The 17,107-nt window shown below is 34.4% G+C and carries 15 protein-coding genes; 9 read left to right on the forward strand and 6 right to left on the reverse strand.

Annotation, left to right across the window (positions count from 1 at the left end):
* Window positions 1-3 precede the first annotated feature (3 nt).
* Together JAZ75_RS18255 and JAZ75_RS26090 are read right to left on the reverse strand one after the other, a co-directional pair.
* The gene (locus JAZ75_RS18255) at window positions 4-504 is read right to left on the reverse strand and encodes a hypothetical protein (RefSeq protein ID WP_208697306.1); all 501 of its coding nucleotides are present in this window, start codon (window positions 502-504) and stop codon (window positions 4-6) included.
* Window positions 505-624: 120 nt separating this feature from the next.
* The gene (locus tag JAZ75_RS26090) at window positions 625-750 is read right to left on the reverse strand and encodes a hypothetical protein (RefSeq protein ID WP_262896127.1); all 126 of its coding nucleotides are present in this window, start codon (window positions 748-750) and stop codon (window positions 625-627) included.
* A 42-nt stretch (window positions 751-792) separates the two neighbouring features.
* On the opposite strand from JAZ75_RS26090, the gene JAZ75_RS18260 reads away from it, so the two are divergent.
* The 4 genes from JAZ75_RS18260 to JAZ75_RS18275 all read left to right on the forward strand — a co-directional run bounded on the left by JAZ75_RS18260 (window position 793) and on the right by JAZ75_RS18275 (window position 5,196).
* Window positions 793-2,547: a sensor histidine kinase gene (locus tag JAZ75_RS18260; RefSeq protein ID WP_208697314.1), complete on the forward strand. Its 1,755-nt coding sequence runs from the start codon at window positions 793-795 to the stop codon at window positions 2,545-2,547.
* Between the two features lie 4 nt (window positions 2,548-2,551).
* The gene (locus JAZ75_RS18265; RefSeq protein ID WP_208697316.1) at window positions 2,552-3,310 is read left to right on the forward strand and encodes a LytR/AlgR family response regulator transcription factor; all 759 of its coding nucleotides are present in this window, start codon (window positions 2,552-2,554) and stop codon (window positions 3,308-3,310) included.
* Window positions 3,307-4,842 carry a TlpA family protein disulfide reductase gene (locus tag JAZ75_RS18270; protein ID WP_208697318.1) on the forward strand — a complete coding sequence of 512 codons (1,536 nt, stop codon included), beginning with the start codon at window positions 3,307-3,309 and terminating at the stop codon, window positions 4,840-4,842. Before JAZ75_RS18265 ends, JAZ75_RS18270 begins: the two co-directional genes overlap by 4 nt.
* Before the next feature lie 117 nt (window positions 4,843-4,959).
* The gene (locus JAZ75_RS18275) at window positions 4,960-5,196 is read left to right on the forward strand and encodes a hypothetical protein (RefSeq protein ID WP_132767691.1); all 237 of its coding nucleotides are present in this window, start codon (window positions 4,960-4,962) and stop codon (window positions 5,194-5,196) included.
* 89 nt (window positions 5,197-5,285) lie between these two features.
* On the opposite strand, the gene JAZ75_RS18280 is transcribed toward JAZ75_RS18275, so the two are convergent.
* Complete coding sequence (locus JAZ75_RS18280) at window positions 5,286-5,981, reverse strand: tetratricopeptide repeat protein (protein ID WP_208697320.1); 696 nt, start codon at window positions 5,979-5,981, stop codon at window positions 5,286-5,288.
* A 307-nt stretch (window positions 5,982-6,288) separates the two neighbouring features.
* Here JAZ75_RS18280 and JAZ75_RS18285 point away from each other — a divergent pair, with 307 nt between their 5' ends.
* Window positions 6,289-7,152, forward strand: coding sequence for a GLPGLI family protein (locus JAZ75_RS18285; protein WP_168126364.1), 864 nt, complete (start codon window positions 6,289-6,291; stop codon window positions 7,150-7,152).
* Between the two features lie 14 nt (window positions 7,153-7,166).
* On the opposite strand, the gene JAZ75_RS18290 is transcribed toward JAZ75_RS18285, so the two are convergent.
* Window positions 7,167-7,526: a bleomycin resistance protein gene (locus JAZ75_RS18290; protein ID WP_132767697.1), complete on the reverse strand. Its 360-nt coding sequence runs from the start codon at window positions 7,524-7,526 to the stop codon at window positions 7,167-7,169.
* A 209-nt stretch (window positions 7,527-7,735) separates the two neighbouring features.
* Between JAZ75_RS18290 and JAZ75_RS18295 the strand changes: the two genes are divergently transcribed.
* Window positions 7,736-10,039 carry a WG repeat-containing protein gene (locus JAZ75_RS18295; RefSeq protein ID WP_208697322.1) on the forward strand — a complete coding sequence of 768 codons (2,304 nt, stop codon included), beginning with the start codon at window positions 7,736-7,738 and terminating at the stop codon, window positions 10,037-10,039.
* Window positions 10,040-10,092: 53 nt separating this feature from the next.
* On the forward strand, window positions 10,093-12,573 hold the full coding sequence (locus JAZ75_RS18300) for a WG repeat-containing protein (RefSeq protein ID WP_208697324.1): 2,481 nt from the start codon (window positions 10,093-10,095) through the stop codon (window positions 12,571-12,573).
* A 130-nt stretch (window positions 12,574-12,703) separates the two neighbouring features.
* Here JAZ75_RS18300 and JAZ75_RS18305 read toward each other — a convergent pair whose 3' ends face one another.
* The gene (locus tag JAZ75_RS18305; RefSeq protein ID WP_317192268.1) at window positions 12,704-14,173 is read right to left on the reverse strand and encodes an arylsulfatase; all 1,470 of its coding nucleotides are present in this window, start codon (window positions 14,171-14,173) and stop codon (window positions 12,704-12,706) included.
* A 236-nt stretch (window positions 14,174-14,409) separates the two neighbouring features.
* On the opposite strand from JAZ75_RS18305, the gene JAZ75_RS18310 reads away from it, so the two are divergent.
* Window positions 14,410-15,282, forward strand: a complete 873-nt coding sequence (locus JAZ75_RS18310) for a hypothetical protein (RefSeq protein WP_132767702.1) — start codon at window positions 14,410-14,412, stop codon at window positions 15,280-15,282.
* Window positions 15,283-15,386: 104 nt separating this feature from the next.
* On the opposite strand, the gene JAZ75_RS18315 is transcribed toward JAZ75_RS18310, so the two are convergent.
* Window positions 15,387-16,454 carry a DUF6688 family protein gene (locus tag JAZ75_RS18315; RefSeq protein ID WP_208697326.1) on the reverse strand — a complete coding sequence of 356 codons (1,068 nt, stop codon included), beginning with the start codon at window positions 16,452-16,454 and terminating at the stop codon, window positions 15,387-15,389.
* Between the two features lie 256 nt (window positions 16,455-16,710).
* Between JAZ75_RS18315 and JAZ75_RS18320 the strand changes: the two genes are divergently transcribed.
* Window positions 16,711-17,103, forward strand: coding sequence for a hypothetical protein (locus JAZ75_RS18320; RefSeq protein WP_208697328.1), 393 nt, complete (start codon window positions 16,711-16,713; stop codon window positions 17,101-17,103).
* The last annotated feature ends 4 nt before the right edge of the window (window positions 17,104-17,107 follow it).

Raw genomic sequence — 17,107 nt, forward strand, 5'->3', positions numbered from 1 at the left:
ATACTAGTTCGTTATTTTTTCACTTGAAATCATTTTTAAAATAGGGTTATCTTGACTATAAGGATTATTGACCAATGTAATTGAGTCAGCCGTATTAACTAAAAATTCAAAACTATATTTATCATCATTCGTTAAAAACTGCCATAGCGTGGTGTCATTCTCACCTCGTAACGTATATCTTTTACCTTGTGCTACGAACAATTTTTTATTCCTGTTATCATAGATACTGATAGAGAACTGTCCATCACCACTATATTCTTGATTTAGAACGATTAATGTGTATTGAGAAGATGAAGCAGCTTTTCCTTCATAGGTACGGATCAATAATTTTCCCAAAGTAGAATCAGTTTTAACCGGTTGTATGGCCGTTAAATTGCTGATTATTGAACTATCTGTCACTGTAGATAAGCTATCAGTTATCTTTTTATTGTTTACTTTAGTCGTTTGATTTGTACATCCCAAGTAGATTAAACTTAAAAAAAGGAAGGTATTTCGTATAGTCATCTGTTTACCGAATTAATCTTATAAATAGTCTCTATTTGCGCTCTTTAAGGTATTTTATTTTTTTAAATATTTCTCACAAGGCACTTTCGAGCACGCTCTACACTTTATAAAAATAACAAATTAATCCGAAAATAGGATGTCTGTCTTGATATTCAATTGATCAGGATTTAAATCTTTAAAGGAATATTTTACTTTTTTCTCCAGATACTCAATACATCCTGCCAATTGCTCATTTTCTTTTTTCATTCCAATTAATTTGAGCATTTTCGATCCATAAACCAAATAGAAATGAAAAGAACACTTTTGTTATTGCTGCTACTTTTATTTTTTAAAACCTGGGCACAGGACCAGCAGGGGAATGACTACTTTTTCGGAGAGAACTTTCATTTTCATGGTTTTTCAACAGATAAGCGTATGATGATACGTAATAATGTTGAATATGTCACATCAGCTAAATATATATGGCATGTCTATGGTAGTTTTGATAATAAAGTAAAAGTACCTGGATCTGGCCTGAATAATGTTCCCAATTCCCCAATATTGCTCGGTATAAAATTGAGCCCTAAGCTTAAAAACTATTTTACGGCACCTGTTCAAAACATATCCAAACTCTACTATAGTTATATCGTACCCGATAGTTCCGATGCTATCATTGTCGCTATGGGGATTAATAAAGATAATTATAAGGATTATGTTTACCGGGTCGTAGAGCATGATAGCATCGAGCTAGTTCCCTGGTCTCCGATACCTAAATTGTCAATGGAGTATGGAGCCAAAATCCCTTATGGTGCTGTAGGCACTTTTAATTATCCCGGAAAACAGATCCTTGTAGAGGTCAGGAATAAGAAGAATTACGGCATCAGAGATGGTTATATCATTGACTGGCGTAAAAATAATCGCCCCGTACTGAAGCAACTGATAGCAAGAGGATCAGGAAAATATGGGTATTTCAATGTATTAAACGACTCTTTGAATAAGGGGCAGGTTCAATCCTATGATACGGATACTGGAGTTCCGGTAAGATGGACCTTTCAGAAAGATAGTATTACTGAATTTGATCTAGAATTTGACAAGCATGAGACCGTTCCATATTCCATTCATTTAATTAAAAATAGCAATGGTCAGGTTGATACACTTCGTCTGGAGTGGTGGACACAGTTAGACAAGTTTACTATTTCAAATCAATATTTGAATGAAGTAGGTCAGTATGAACTGCTGGTGCATAAAACCGGAGATCTTTCGGAATATAAAGATAGCGAGATCTTGCGCATTTCCTATCGAATAGTGCCGACAGCAATAAAGACCACACAAGCGGTGTGGCCTATCATATGGCCCTATCTTTTAGCCAGCTCAATTATGGTATGCGCTGGATTCTTCATGATGAGGTCTCGAAGTCGGAGAAAGATGAAACAAGTACAGCAGCAAAAGCAGGCGGTTACACTACAGATCAAGAATATTCAGGCACAGTTAAATCCCCATTTTATGTTCAATGCTATCAATTCCATTCAAAATTTGATTCAAAAGAATGATTTGATCGGAACCAATCATTACCTAAGTAAATTTGCATCGGTTACTCGCGCAACATTAGAAAATGCAGAAAAAGAAATGAATCCACTAAGTGAAGAATTACAATTATTGGATGATTATTTACAGATGGAACAGTTAAGATTTGGTTTTCATTATCAGATAGAAAATAAAATTTCTGTTCATGCAGATCTCATTGAAATACCAACTATGCTATTACAGCCTATAGTTGAGAATGCCGTAAAACATGGTATCGCTATATTAGGAAATACAGGTATGATCAATATTATCATTGATCAGCTTGGACAGACCTTGCGTATTTGTGTCGAAGATAATGGAGCCGGATTTGATTATACGGTTGATAATAATGAAAGTGGATATGGTCTTCGATTGAGCAAAGAACGTCTAAATTTACTTAATAAGCTTTATCCAGAAAATACATTTCATATTGAGATTAAGACTACTAACAATAAAACTCAGGTCTGTATCCTAATTTCTAACTGGATTTCTAAAAATTAATCATATGATCAGATATGTAATTATAGACGATGAGGTAAACAACATCGAAATATTAAGTTCTTATTTAGAAAAGTATAGGGATAATCTACAGTTGGTCGGTACAGCTACCCATGCTGACGAAGGTGTTTTACTGATAAAAAACACACAACCGGAGTTAATTTTTCTAGATATTCAAATGCCTCAAAAAAATGGTTTTGATCTGTTACAGGAAATAGGAGAGCGTAGTTTTGAAGTGATTTTTGTAACGGCTTATGATAAATTTGGAATTCGGGCTGTTAAGTTTTCAGCATTGGATTATCTGCTCAAACCATTGAATATAAAAGAGTTGGAAGAAGCATTGTATAAAGCCGTTGAAAAAATTAGGCAGAAGAAATACAATGCCAATCTGGAGAACTTAATCCAGAATCTCAATAACAAGCAACATGATGAAGATAAAATTGCTTTAAGTACTGGAAGAGAAACCCGGTATATTCCCGTCGCTCAAATTGTTCGATGTCGTGCAGATGATAATTATACCGAGATCTACCTGTCGGAGGGAGAACCAATTGTGATCAGTAAGACCCTTAAAGAATACGATGAAATGTTAAGTCAATATGGATTTATAAGAACACATCAGAGCCATCTCATAAATCCGAAGCATGTGTTGGGGTATACCAAAGGAGATAATCCGGCAGTTCATATGCAACATAATTTTTTGGTACCGATTGCCAGACAGAAAAAAGAATATGTTTATCAAATTTTAAACCAGATTATAAAACCATGAAAACTCTTATTATTTACTTTTTTAGCATCGTTTTTCCAATAGCTTTATTTGCTCAGGGAAAAACTCATCCAATGCCACTTACAGATGCGGCTTATGATACACAATCTACTCATCAAGTACGAGCTCAGATAAAGGGAAAAGTGTTACATGCAAGCCCGTCCGATCTCGAAAGAATTACGATTGAATATAGCATCGTGAATGCGGGCAATCCTTTTCAATCAAGTTATACAACCAAAGTAGCTCCAGATGGCACTTTTAGTATTGTCATACCAGATAAATTAATGAATCAGCAAATTTGGTTCACGTTTGGAGAATATGCATATTTCTGTATCTATTTAAATGAAGAACTGGAGCTCACCTTCGATCTGGACAAATTGAAAAAGAAATTTGTTTACTGGAATGGCGAGGGAGTTACTTTTGGTGGTAAAGATGGTAAAAAAAATGAGGTGATGAATAATTATATATTATTCGATAAAAAACATAATGAAAGTTTTTCAACGAAATTGCAGGATCTAAATAAAAAAGATACAGCATTCTTAACCAATCTAGATAGCTTATTTGCTGTTCAGGATCGTGTTAATGATATGTTCTATACTACATATGGCGATACTTATCAATATTTAGTCGAAAGTGAAACAGCGGCCAGTTATTATGAAGAAAAATTGAAATATTTACTTGAAAACAATATTCAAGTAAAACAGATAGAAGACTTACTGACTCCTGTTTACGCGATATCAAATAACTCACGCACATATATACAATTTTTGAATTATTATGTAAGATCCTCTTTTAAAACTACCGGTCAAAAATATAGTCATGTCAATCTTGCTAATTACTGCGATAGCATATTACCGGCAGCTTACGCAGATTTAATCAAGTTACAGCTAGAAGATAGAGATGTTAAACTTCAGCGTGATCTTTATAAACAATTAGCACCGACCCTCCATTTCAAGTGGTCTAGCGAGTATGTACGATCTCAGATTGCCATGTTGGACAGTAAGATTGAGAAAATTGATTCAATCAACCAGGCATCAACTGTTAAAGAAAATGTCAAAGAAAATGTTGCATCAACGCTTGGAAAACACATATTAAAAACCGGATCTGGAGCATTACTTTATATCGATGAACATCAATCTGGGGCTGATTTTTTGCGAGATTTGAAATCTACATTTCCAAATAAACTTGTTGTAATTGATTTTTGGGCAACCTGGTGTATCCCATGTATTCAAGCAATGCCTTATAGTAAAGAGCTACATAAACAAGCAAAAGAAGCTGATTTACCAATTGAATTTGTCTATATCTGCACATCATCCAGTTCAAGTGAAGAGAAATGGAAAAATAAAGTGCTTGAAATAGAGCAGCCCGGTATTCATGTATTTGTTAATGAAAAGGTGACAAGCGAAGCGATGAATTTATTTAATAAAGGTGGTTTTCCTTCTTATATTATGCTAAAACCTGATGGAAGCTATGATTCCGAAACGATTACCAGTATGCAGGGATTATCGTTAGATATGTTGAAATCACAACTCTGATTCAGAGATCATGATGAATAGGATGATCATGTAATTCAGACCATTTATTATTATCTTTTGTGTTAATAGTTTAAAATGCCTTTACTCTTCGTATCTTTGTCCCATAAATATAATAACATGCCAAGAGAAACAAAAAGAGGGCTATATCAAGGAATAATTGAGCAAGACGAAAAGGGTAATTACTTTTGTGGGCCATATTTATTGGACTATCAGTTAGTAGAACTTCATTTTAGATTAGGAGATAAAGTAAGCCTTAAAAAAGTAATTGGTAATACCAGTAGAAAAAGTTTTGATGATTATCCTCAAAAATCAATCAAGTTCTCTCTAGCTGGAGAAGACCATGATGAAGATTAGTCATTAAATTATACAGATCAGCTGCGATTTATTCAATGTTGATCTGTATCTTAAATCTTTTCCTCATCATAATCCTTATTTACACCATATCAGTATGAGTTATGGGAATTTTTTAACATCGCTTGGATATTCTGGGCACTTCTGTGATCTCGGTCTATGTTAGCCACATTTAAGAGTTTTCTTGCTTTTGAAAGAGACTTAGGTAAGTGAATTCCTTCCAAATACAATTTTGCCAATATATAATTAGCCTCTTCAAATTCGTAGGCGGAATAATACTTTTCTAACCTTAAAATAGATTTATAATAACAAATTGCCCTTTTAATGTCCTGCTTGGTTCCAATTCCATAATAATAACACGTTCCTATTTCTAATGCACAATATTTACCCATATTGTCCGCTAGATGATAAAACTCAAATGCTTTTTTATATTTCCCATTCGTAGTATACAAACGAGCTAAATTAAAAGCACCTAAACAGTCATTTGCTTTAATCGCTTCTTTATATAGTTTTTTTGCTAGCGCTTCGTTTTTGTCACAGGCATACCCAACAGATAAATAATTGGCATAGCTTATCATAGCTTGTTTGCTACCATTCCTATAGGCCGCTTCTGTTAAATCGAATGCTTCTTTTTTATCTTGTTGCAAGATGGGTTCTTCATCAATCCATAATCCATCATTATAATAATTTGCAAGTAAATATTGACTATCTGAATCTCCATGTTGAGATTTATGCATAATTTCTTCCAAATCTTTAAGTGAAAAACGCTTACTTTTGTATCTGTACATGATGTGATGTGTTATAAAACAATTTCAATTTACATAATTCTAAAACACTTTTATAGTACAGCTTTCCGCAATATTTGATTTATAGTCATACACTTTATCCTCAGTTTGAAATCTTTCCCCTATTGATTATTAATTTTTTGTTACTTTATTCTAGAATTCATTGTTTTTAATAACCTTATTATTAACCCTAGTACATACTTTTTTATGTGATAAATAATTTTGTCATTACAGGAGAAATTGTTAACTTCAAAAAACCAATGTTTTCAATGTGTTTAGAAAGAAGACTCAATCAATACTCCACATAAATATGAACTTAAATAAACGCGTAAAATTATTATCATTATCAGTTTCAACTGTTGCATTGTTTTTCAGTACGGCTATTTATGCCCAATCTGATCGTTTGAAAGTACATAAAAAGGTACTGTATAATATGACTTTTCAAATGGATAGTTTAAATACAGCATCTAAAACTACCGAGTTGACCGAGTTGCTGTTATCAGATACGGTTTCTTTATTTAGAACACTTCATAAAGCTGAGCAAGATGCCACTTATGCAGCTTATATTAATAATAAAGTTATCCAACTTTCTGCCCCAGTGGTTGTGACAATTGGAAAGATCAATAACCTGAATTATCAAATATTAAAATCTAATACTGGACAGATCAAAGTCTATGATGAATATTCGGGCAGCAATTTAAATCATGTTAAAGAAATAAATTATTATACAGAGCCTGCTACAGCAATGGACAGTTGGAAATTATCTTCAGACACAATTACCATTGATCAGTTTCTTTGTCAAAAAGCTGAAATAGACTTTGGCGGTAGGCATTGGACAGCTTGGTTTTCAACAGAAATTCCAATATCGGATGGGCCTTACAAATTCGGAAAATTACCGGGACTAATATTAAGATTAGAAGATTCAAGTAAAACATGGAAATTTGAATTTCAGTCTATTCAAAATGTAGACGAGGATATAGAATTAAACAAAAAAGAAAATGTTGAAATTAAAAAAATCAACAAAGATAAGCTGTTCAAAGATAGAAGGTACTATCAAAAAAATATGCTTTCTATAATGGAATCAAATGGCGGAAGTATTGCTGAGGATAGAAAAGCGGCTCAAGAAAGGTTGAATGAGGTGATAAGAAAAGATAATAATTGGATTGAGCTTTAAATTGTATTATAAATTCAATCGACACCTTGTCCAAAAGTTAATAGATTGTTGTCAGGATCGAGCAACGAAAATTCTTTTTGCCCCCACGATTTAATTTCCAGAGGAGCATTTGGATGAATAGCGACATTATTGTCTAAGAACTGCTGATAAACGGTCTCAATATTGTCCGTTCTAATGTAAACCTGGCCATAATTTTCTTTCGGATCAAGTTCTTTAAATTCAAAAAAGTGAATTTCAATACCTTCTTTGAAAAGCATTAAATAACCTTCATAGTCGTGGTCGCCGAAAGTTTCAAAACCTAATTGCTTGACATAATAGTCTTTTGTTAGCGATTTATCACGCATAGGTAACTTCGGATGTATTGCTGTTAGCATAGTTTTATTCTTTATTTAGCGATGTTAAACCTGTATGTATGACTAGAAAACTTTAACATCATATATACTGTATGTATAAAATTAACGATTTATTTTTGAACAATGATATACAGCCATTAATAATGAGGATGTTAAAAGAATAAAATTAGCGGATTTCAGGGGTGTATTTTTCGGTTGAAAATCTAGATATTTGGAGAAACGGGTTATCAATGAAGCATATTCTTATTTTTTCACTCTTATTATCAACTGTTTTAGGTTTTTCGCAGACAGTTCAGACTGCAGATGCGATAGGCTTCGGAGGTTCGATGTCTCCATTAGTAAAAGTCAAAAAAGATAGAAAAGAATATTTTTATCATCTGGATGGCAATCATTTCATAGATGATGTGGAAGAACATGATTCAGATCTATTTGTTGTCGTGAAGAAGGGGCATTATGGTGTCTTGAATGATAAGGGAAACATGGTCGTTCCTATCGATTATGATGAAATTGAGCTCGCTACGGAATACGAAGGACAGTGGTATGCAGGAATATCATACAATTACAAATACATCATTTTAAAAAAAGATGGTAAAACCGGAGTCGCTGATGATAAGGGCAACATTATTATTCCCTTACAATTTCAGAATGCCACAGTTATTAATAAAAATAGTATTGGAATTGCCAAAAATAATCTTTGGGGCTGGGCTTCAGCCTCTGATGGTAAATTAGTACATGAGCCTGAATATGAATATATCACAAATTTTTTTTCTGACGAGTATGTGGAGGTTCGCAAGGCGGATAAAAGTGGACTTGCCAAAGCTAGCGGGCAAGTTATCATCCCCGTCGAGTATGATGACTATTTAAGGTATATTGTAGGGGGTAAGCAGACCTATATTGAGGGAACAAAAAATAAACAGCTTTATTTAATGGATACTACAGGTACCATATTACTTTCAGGAAATACCGACTATAAAGCAATTGAAGGATCAAAGCTCTTGATATTTAAGCAAAAAGACTTGTTTGGAGTTATTGATCCCATTACCCAAAAAGTAATTGTATCGCCTGCATTTGAATCATTGGGTCCTTTTATTAGAAATCTGGGAATAGCCAAAAAATCCGGTAAATACGGAGTGGTTGATATGCAGGGAAAAACACTTTTGGATTTTCAATTTGAGGAGATAAGATTTTTAGCGGCAAATGGCCATCATAAATATGACACCGGCTCCGATGCATTAACCGAGAAAATGTTGGCCAGAAAACCTCCAGAAGTTGTCAGATTGAAGTTAATTTATGAGCAGCAGATAAACCAGGCACCCTATTTTATAGAAGTCACGAAGGCTGGAAAAAAAGGGCTGTACAGCTGGAACGGAAAAACAATTATCCCATGTGGTAAATACAAGAATATACAATTTCACTATTACAGAGGTAAGTCATTCTTTCTTGTAGACTCCGAACTAAAATCTGGAATTGTGGATGAAACTGGAACCGAAATATTACCAGTTCAATACACATTTAATGATTCTTATCAATATTCCAAAGAAGCAGTACAAAACGAATTCGATCTCGCGAATCGTTTTATTGTATTCTCAGAAGGAAAAGAAGAAGGAAGTATTGCATTAAAAATTGGATTGTTTGATCTGGATCAAAACGAGATTATTTTTGCAGCGCATGAACAGTATATTACATTACTGAATCACCGTTTCTTTCTACTGCGAAAACTGATTGCCGATTATAATTACGAGTTTTTACTCTATGATATCAAACAACGTAAGCTTCGTAAATTAGGAGCTGATATTACCGATATACATGTGGTGAATGACAGTTTTCTGCAGATCGAAACGAAAGAAGGTGTTTATCAATTGACCACTTTTGATGGTACAAAGATCTATGCGAACCCCTCATGGAAGGTCCAGGGTAATTATCACCTTATTCGTTTCCCCAATTATAATAAGCATGCTATGAGTGGGTTTTATTTTGGGCTGAAAAAAATATATGCGGGAGAAGGAAATCTTTTTATTGATACCTTAGGTCAGGAGAAAAGATTTACGGGCATTGATCAAGTTGATTGTTTTTACGATGGATATGCTGTTGCGGCAAAGAAGATCGAAAACAAAGAAGCCTCGAGTGGATTCAAATACTTGAAAGGAATGATTGATTTGGATGGTAAAACAGTCGTTCCATTTGAGTATGATGAAGTGTATGCCGCTGGCGCAGATGCTGAAATATTAGCTTTTGCTAGAAAAGATAGCCAGATGTTAGTACGACGAGACGGTACGGTTATTTTAGGAGCAGAATACCATGACATAGAGACAAGTAGTGCATATCCTAATTTTACCTTTGCGAAAGGGAACAAGTATGGATTGGCAGATTGGGCTGGTAATATCCTTGTAGCACCCCTATATGACGATATTCGTAGGAATTATGAAGGAGATCAAAAAACCTGGCCCTTATTGGTAAAAGAGGGTGACTGGTATTACTTCGTTGGGAAAGATGGTCAAAAGTATTCCATAAAAGCAAAAGAACGCTCTTTTTAATCTAAATATAATCGCTTATGACATCATTTTCATCATATTTAAAATACAAGAATTTGAATTTTATACTTACTGCATGCTGTTTTGCTGCAACACTTTGTTTTTCACATCCTGCAGCGGCACAAATAAGCAGTTCATATGTTGAAGAAGATCGTATGGCACCCTTTAGAAATGGCTTCGCGAAAATAACAGATAAAGGTCGGGTTTATTATATTAATGTGCATGGAGAGAAAATTGAACTTGCAGAAACTACCCCCGTAAGTTTTAACGATGCGTATTCAGTACAAGATTATCAACGTGAGATTAAAGAGGAAGCAGATTTTCTTCCAAAAAGTGTATTGAAGTATCTGAAAAATGGAAAAATCGGAATTATTTCGCCAAAAGGAGATCTTTTGTTAGCAGCAGACTACGATGATATTGATATCGAATTTCGGCAGTTCTGGAAGGTAAAGCGCAATGGAAAGGTCAGCTTATTTTTAGCTGATAAAACTTTTTTACCTTATTTCGATGATATCGGATATTTAGATGGTGAATATTTTGATGTTAAACAAAATGGAAAATGGTATTTATACAGTAAATCGCAAAATAAAGTAATGACCAGTCAGGGCTATGATGCATTTGATTATTGTGGTGGATGTGGCAATGGTTCAACCTATGTATATGCACAGCAAAATGGTAAGTGGGGAGTAATGGATTGGAGTGAAAAAGTGCTCGTTCCATTTAAATACGAGCATGCACATTGGAATATGCGGAGTGATAACTGGGTGGCTTCCTTTTCAAAAAGTGGACAGCCGCTTATCATACATATTCCATCACAAAGAGAGTTTGTTAATGCCAAAATATTAACAGGCGTTTTACTTGTAAAAGAAAATAACAAATATGGTGTATACGGGCAGGACGGTGATCTGAAAATACCATTTGATTTCGATAATATCGAACTGCCTAACGATAATTCATATTTAGGTTATTATGGAGACTATCTGTTGACCACAAAACAGTATAAAAAAGGAATTTCAGACTTATCAGGGTCAGTTATTATACCAAATGAATATGATGATATAAAAGTATACGACGATTATTTTGTTGTTAAAAAACAGCAAAAGTCTTATCTGATGGATAAGACGCGGAAGGTGCTTTTCGAAATCGAGAATGGAGAAATAACACATGTCAATGATTACTTTTACTCATCCGGCAGTAATAACTTAGCTACTTTTAAGATTAAAAAAGGCGCATATTATGGTTTGTATTTTGCCAATACAAACACCTATATTGAGCCACAATATTATAAGATTGATCTTTTTAAGTTTAAGAACAACGAACCAAAAGAGCAATATATCATTACCGAGAAAAATAAAATCTCCAGCCTATTTGATCAAGATGGACACCTGTTGTTAAGCGATTTTGAAGGGATTTCCGAACTCTATGATGCGCCGGAAAATCTAATGACATTCATCAAAAATGGACAAATGGGGATTTACGATTTAGATACCAAAAAGGAAATCATTCCACCCGCTTACGATAGCTTTATTATGGGGAAATTGGGGAATAGAAACTTTATAAAAGCAAACAATGTCCGGAAAAAAGATGCAGATGATTTGGATAATCAGAGTAGTGATCTGTATGATCTTGTAGGAAAAAAGATATTGGAGACAGCTATTCAACGAATAGACACCATAGGAGTTAAATACTGTTTAATAAAAGATATAAAAGGAAAATACCTTTTACTCAATATGGATGACATGGAGCTGCAGGCGTTTGATTATCAATCTGTTTATCCGATCAATAATCCCAATCTTCTATTAGTGTCGAAAAATGACAAAACCGGGGTTCTTTATGATATTAAGGCAAAAAAAGAACTCAAAGGAGCATTTAGTGTAACCTATGTAAAAGAAGGTTATCTGCCAAAGGATCCCGGTAAGGAAACGGTGATCTTGCCCTATAAAGGTGACATGGCTTTGCTGTACAATGAGAGAGGATATGGCTATATCAACAATAGGGGTGAGGTAATTGTCTCACCACAATATGTTTGGGCATTTGATTTCCGGGGCGATGCCGCTATGGTATGTCAATCTGAAAACTCAGACAGCCGTGCACTGGTTTTTAAAATGGGTTTTATCAATAAAAAGGGAGCATTGATCTTTCCCCTGACATATGATCTCACAAATTCTAGGCTAAACCACGAAGAATCTGTGTTTATTAATAATTCAGTCTTTTTACCAAAAGTAAACGGTTATGAATATCTGTATGGATTGGGAGATCTTACCACAGGAAAAGAGGTGCTACCGGTTGAATACGCACAAATTCGGGCCCTTCAGAATGGAACTTATTTTCTGCTTCAAAAAAATAACAAATTTGGTATATCGGATGCTAAAGGAAAGATAATCGTGCCAATTGAATTAGAAGAAATTCTATTTGATGCACCTACCTTTTTCGACTCATCTTCAGATACAAAACAAGAAGTGTTCCCTCTATTGGTTTATCGGGACGGAGTGTGGAAATATATTGATGAAAAAGGCAATTATCTCAAAATAAAATAAGAGTTTTAGATTTAAAAAGTCTTGTAAATTCTCATGCTGTGAAAACAGCTTCAATTATCAATTGAAGCTGTTTTTTTTAAATAATTAAAGCATAATATGATTAAATTTAGTGATGAGTGTATATCCTAATTTAATTTTTCTCTTGCTTAAATAATGCCTCTAGTATGGCGGCTTGTTCCTGAAATTGATCGAATACATTTATTTCTTCCGCAAGATCTTCTTTAAGATTGTAGAGTTGAGGACCATTTTTTCCAAATGGAGGTATATACTTCCAGTCTCCAGATACAATAGCAAGGTTGCTATATCCTTCTTGTATCAATGTCTTTCTTCCTTGTTTCGCGTTGCCAACAAAGGTATCCCATAAATTTTGACTATCAGATGCTTGTCCATCTGGAAGTTTTTGATTGAAATAACTGGCAAAACTGGCAACGAAATCAATCTGACAAACCAATTCTTGACTTACAGCAGGTTTAATGTGTGCGGGCCAGCTGATAATAAAAGGGACACGGGTTCCACCTTCATATAGGTCCGTTTTCCATCCTCGTAGTGGACCTGCGGGACTGTGAATTCCGTTTAGTTCTTCTGCTTTATCAGCATATCCATCATCCAGTACAGGGCCATTGTCACTGCTGAAAACGATCATCGTATTCTGTTCAATACCAAGTTCATGAAGTTGCTTTGTTATTTGACCAACGATCCAATCCATTTCCAAAATAGCATCACCCCGATAACCTAAGTTGCTTTTACCCTTAAACATGGTGGCAGGCATTCGCGGCACATGAATATCATGCAGTGCAAAATACAGGAAAAATGGTTTCTTATGATTTTGCGCTATGAAATCCTGAGCTTTAGCTAAAAACGTAGTTCCCAATTCTTCGTCTGTCCATCTTGTTTGTTTTCCACCGGACATATAGCCAATTCTTCCTATACCGTTTACGATCGTATGGTTATGACCAACAGAAGATTGTAACTTTAACAATTCAGGATGTTCCTTTCCAGTAGGATCATTTCCTATTTTACTTTTATAATTCACGATAATAGGATCTTTGGGATCCAGGCCTATTATCCGATGGTTCTCCATAAAGACGGTCGGAACTCTGTCAGCTGTTGCAGGAAATATATATGAATAATCAAACCCGACCTCATTTGGTCCTGGTTTAATATCCGCATTCCAATCCTTATTAATTTGGTCACCTAATCCTAAGTGCCATTTACCAATGATAGCAGTGGTATAACCTTCAATTTTAAATGCCTTAGGCAAGGTAATCTGATCTGTTGGTATAATCAAAGCTGCATCTCCGGGAAGAATATTTCTTCCCGGTTTTCTCCAGGGATACTGACCAGTCATTAAACCGAATCTGGAAGGAGTACAGGTTGCAGAGGTTGCATGTCCACGCGTAAATCGCAGTCCATTTGTGGCCAATTTATCTGTATTTGGTGTCGAAATAGCCTTTGCGCCATAACAGCTTAAATCACCATATCCCAAATCATCTACGTAAATAAAGATAACATTTGGTTTGCTCTTTTTATTTTGTGCAACTATACTAAACGGAATAAAAATACCCGCGATCATAAGGGTTAATAAATGTCTTTTTTTCAAGGTATAGTGTTTCGGTTCAATGCAAATATAATAATCAATCTAAGAAAATTGCGAAATGCTTTCAGAATAAAATCGGTGTAATAAGTTTATAAATAATTGGAAAGGACAAATAATATTATTTTTACTACATACTTCAAAGGTTTTTTATGAAAAAACGGTTAAAATATTCACGATCAACTTGTAATATAAAGCTTTAATTCTTATTTTTGAGTAGACTCCCAAGTAAGACTTAAATTATGGTTAGAAAAATCTGCTTATTACTTTTAACAAGCTGTTTACTAATTTCATGTTCTGACAAAGAACTTGGTTCACTTGTCGACGAAATTGATGTCGAACATCCTACTGGCGAAGAAGAAAAAGTACCGATCAGAATAGTTGCAGATAAGAGCAATCAAAATTTCTACGAGATGGTGATGTTTGAACTAAAAGATAGTACTTATAATGGACCAAACGGATCAATGCTAATTCCCTTAAAATATCAAAATTTAGATTCGCTCACATGGGAAGTTGAAGGAAGTCCCAAGAAACTGAATCTTGTCGTTAAACAATCCGGAGGATATCGGTTTACTACAGCTTGGGGGCATTATTTTTATTTACCAGGAAATTATAAAACCTACTTAAAGGGGTATAGAGGAAAGGACTTAGTTGTAAAAGATTCTGCAACAATCCGTATTTCTGGCGATGGAGACTTTTTGCACGTTAAATGGAGTGAGCTGAGTGGTGATCCGAATGAAAATATTGGCTACACCAACAATGGAACACAAGATTATGAATTTCAAGTCTACAGCAATAAAATCGGTAAAGAAATTTTCTCGAAATTAAATGTGCGATTTGAGCATTTGGATTATAGGAAGTTTAATCCTGAAATAGGAAAACGAGAACTGGAAGTTTTTACAACATATATATCCTCCCTATATGGAGAACCTAAATATGATGAAACCACTAAAGGTATCCATGCCAAGTTCAAAAAGCTTTTTAGGAAAGGTGTAAGAGCAGAGCAGGTGATCAAGATCTGGCTCGGTAAAACTTCAAATATGGCTCTTTTAAAGAAAGAGTCCTGGAAGGAAGATGGATTTGGCTATGAAATCCATGCTGAACCAAATCATTAAATGGAATAATAAAATTTGATCACAATTATACATGTTTTACATTTTAACAGTAAAAATAAACATGATAACTGCGATCTATAGTTGATTTAAAGCGCTGTTAGTGTTTATAAAGCATATTGTTTAGCGATCTTCTCTTCCGGTTTTTCAGTGAATAAATACAGACAAAAGATAAAAAAGTACTCCAGAGGTTTCATCAATCTGTATACCAAATTGGATTTTTGAGTCGTATTAATCTTTTTTGATAAAGGATAACCAAAACGATCATAAAATCTTCTGATGACTTGATGTAGAGATGGAAAATGATCTGAAATTAGTTCTTCGAAAGCATTGGCAACGAGTAGTTGCCTGTTGACAACGACTTCATTTCCATGCCTTTTCCCTAAACGAAGTGGTTTTACAATCGTTGGATCTCCACAAACAGCTACAGTACATAAATAATGTCCCCTATGATCTAAAAAAGGTGGGTGAGTTTTGCTTGAAAAATTCCATGTAGTCGTTTCCGTAAATACTTTTGTTATGGAATTTACTTCCTGTCCAAATAAAACCAATATCGCAACAATAATCACAAAAACAGGAATAAGAAAGACGAGAATGTAAACGGGTTGATGGCTCACATTCGCCATTTTCGTGTTCAGGTAGTTAAGAAATTTATTCGAGTAATGTTTATTTGTTGCGGATATAGCTTCTTCTCCGATACATCTAAAAATTAAAGTAAATGCAGTCACCATATAGGTGACGGGCAGGAAAAAGAATAACCAAGAATCGTAGAATTGCGTATTCGATGAGATCTGTATTAAGACAGCAACGCTCATAATTATTCCGATAATGACAAAGATCAGTGACAGTACAAATAGAAGTGGAGGTGCTGATCTTCCTTTTAACCATAGCTTTATAATTCCAAGCATGGCAAGTGCGAAAAAAGTAACTAATGTCAAGCTATGTTCTAAAGCAAATGGCGAGTAACCGCCGTCGACAATATCGATTGCTTCCGTATAATGCGAACCATAAAGCATAAGTCCGAAACCAAATAGTACAGTCGAAATACAAAAAGCAACAATAATAAGGTACTCCGAAATTTTAGTAGAGGTATTAGCTTTTTTTCGCAACTGTTTATAAACCCAAAATCCTAGTAGTGGAAATGAAATTAGAAAAAATATGATCAGAAACTCCATTGGCTTTTCTACTTTAGTTTATAGTTAAGGGATGCAATTTTTTATGAATATAATCAAAATAAGGAAAGGTATTTGGTTCTCAATTATTTTTATTACTGATTATATTCTTTTTCTAGATGTCGTTTTAAAATGTGTAAAATTAATGGTTCGGACTCGTATAAAAAATACTAACTGTACCTATGAAAATTAGTATTTCTGTATCTGTACCCAAAGAAATAGAGTCTTTAAATTTGCTTATCACCAATACAATAAGAAGATGAAGATTAATGAAATTAATGGATTTAAGATTGGAAATTTTTATTTGTCCGAACTCCGTACCGTGGTTTCTTTATATAAAAAACTTCAGGAGAAATCCGATTTTCAGGGAAAGGAGGCAAGGATAAATATTTTGACGGCCGAATTTGGACTCCCTTTAGCTGTGATCATGCAGGCTAAAGAAGTTATTGGCTATGCATCTGCAATTATTAATCATTCAAACAAGGTGGAAATGACTTGTTTCTTTTTATCAGAATTTCATCAAGTCGAACTTAAGGAAGCATTAGAAGTCAAAGCAAAAAGAAATTATATCCAGACATTCGGAGATGATGATCATAGCATCTCTAAACTTAAATTGGCGATTGAACGACTTATTGATTGGCTCAACCTTTAAACTG

Origin of the sequence: Sphingobacterium sp. UDSM-2020 (assembly GCF_016132525.1) — a bacterium.
GTDB classification, from domain to species: Bacteria; Bacteroidota; Bacteroidia; order Sphingobacteriales; family Sphingobacteriaceae; genus Sphingobacterium; species Sphingobacterium anhuiense.

Excerpts from the sequence above, each read along its gene's own strand:
- JAZ75_RS18255 (WP_208697306.1), bottom strand. The coding sequence starts at position 504 with ATGACTATACGAAATACCTTCCTTTTTTTAAGTTTAATCTACTTGGGA.
- JAZ75_RS26090 (WP_262896127.1), bottom strand. The coding sequence starts at position 750 with ATGAAAAAAGAAAATGAGCAATTGGCAGGATGTATTGAGTATCTGGAG.
- JAZ75_RS18260 (WP_208697314.1), top strand. The coding sequence starts at position 793 with ATGAAAAGAACACTTTTGTTATTGCTGCTACTTTTATTTTTTAAAACC.
- JAZ75_RS18265 (WP_208697316.1), top strand. The coding sequence starts at position 2,552 with ATGATCAGATATGTAATTATAGACGATGAGGTAAACAACATCGAAATA.
- JAZ75_RS18270 (WP_208697318.1), top strand. The coding sequence starts at position 3,307 with ATGAAAACTCTTATTATTTACTTTTTTAGCATCGTTTTTCCAATAGCT.
- JAZ75_RS18275 (WP_132767691.1), top strand. The coding sequence starts at position 4,960 with ATGCCAAGAGAAACAAAAAGAGGGCTATATCAAGGAATAATTGAGCAA.
- JAZ75_RS18280 (WP_208697320.1), bottom strand. The coding sequence starts at position 5,981 with ATGTACAGATACAAAAGTAAGCGTTTTTCACTTAAAGATTTGGAAGAA.
- JAZ75_RS18285 (WP_168126364.1), top strand. The coding sequence starts at position 6,289 with ATGAACTTAAATAAACGCGTAAAATTATTATCATTATCAGTTTCAACT.
- JAZ75_RS18290 (WP_132767697.1), bottom strand. The coding sequence starts at position 7,526 with ATGCTAACAGCAATACATCCGAAGTTACCTATGCGTGATAAATCGCTA.
- JAZ75_RS18295 (WP_208697322.1), top strand. The coding sequence starts at position 7,736 with ATGAAGCATATTCTTATTTTTTCACTCTTATTATCAACTGTTTTAGGT.
- JAZ75_RS18310 (WP_132767702.1), top strand. The coding sequence starts at position 14,410 with ATGGTTAGAAAAATCTGCTTATTACTTTTAACAAGCTGTTTACTAATT.
- JAZ75_RS18315 (WP_208697326.1), bottom strand. The coding sequence starts at position 16,454 with ATGGAGTTTCTGATCATATTTTTTCTAATTTCATTTCCACTACTAGGA.
- JAZ75_RS18320 (WP_208697328.1), top strand. The coding sequence starts at position 16,711 with ATGAAGATTAATGAAATTAATGGATTTAAGATTGGAAATTTTTATTTG.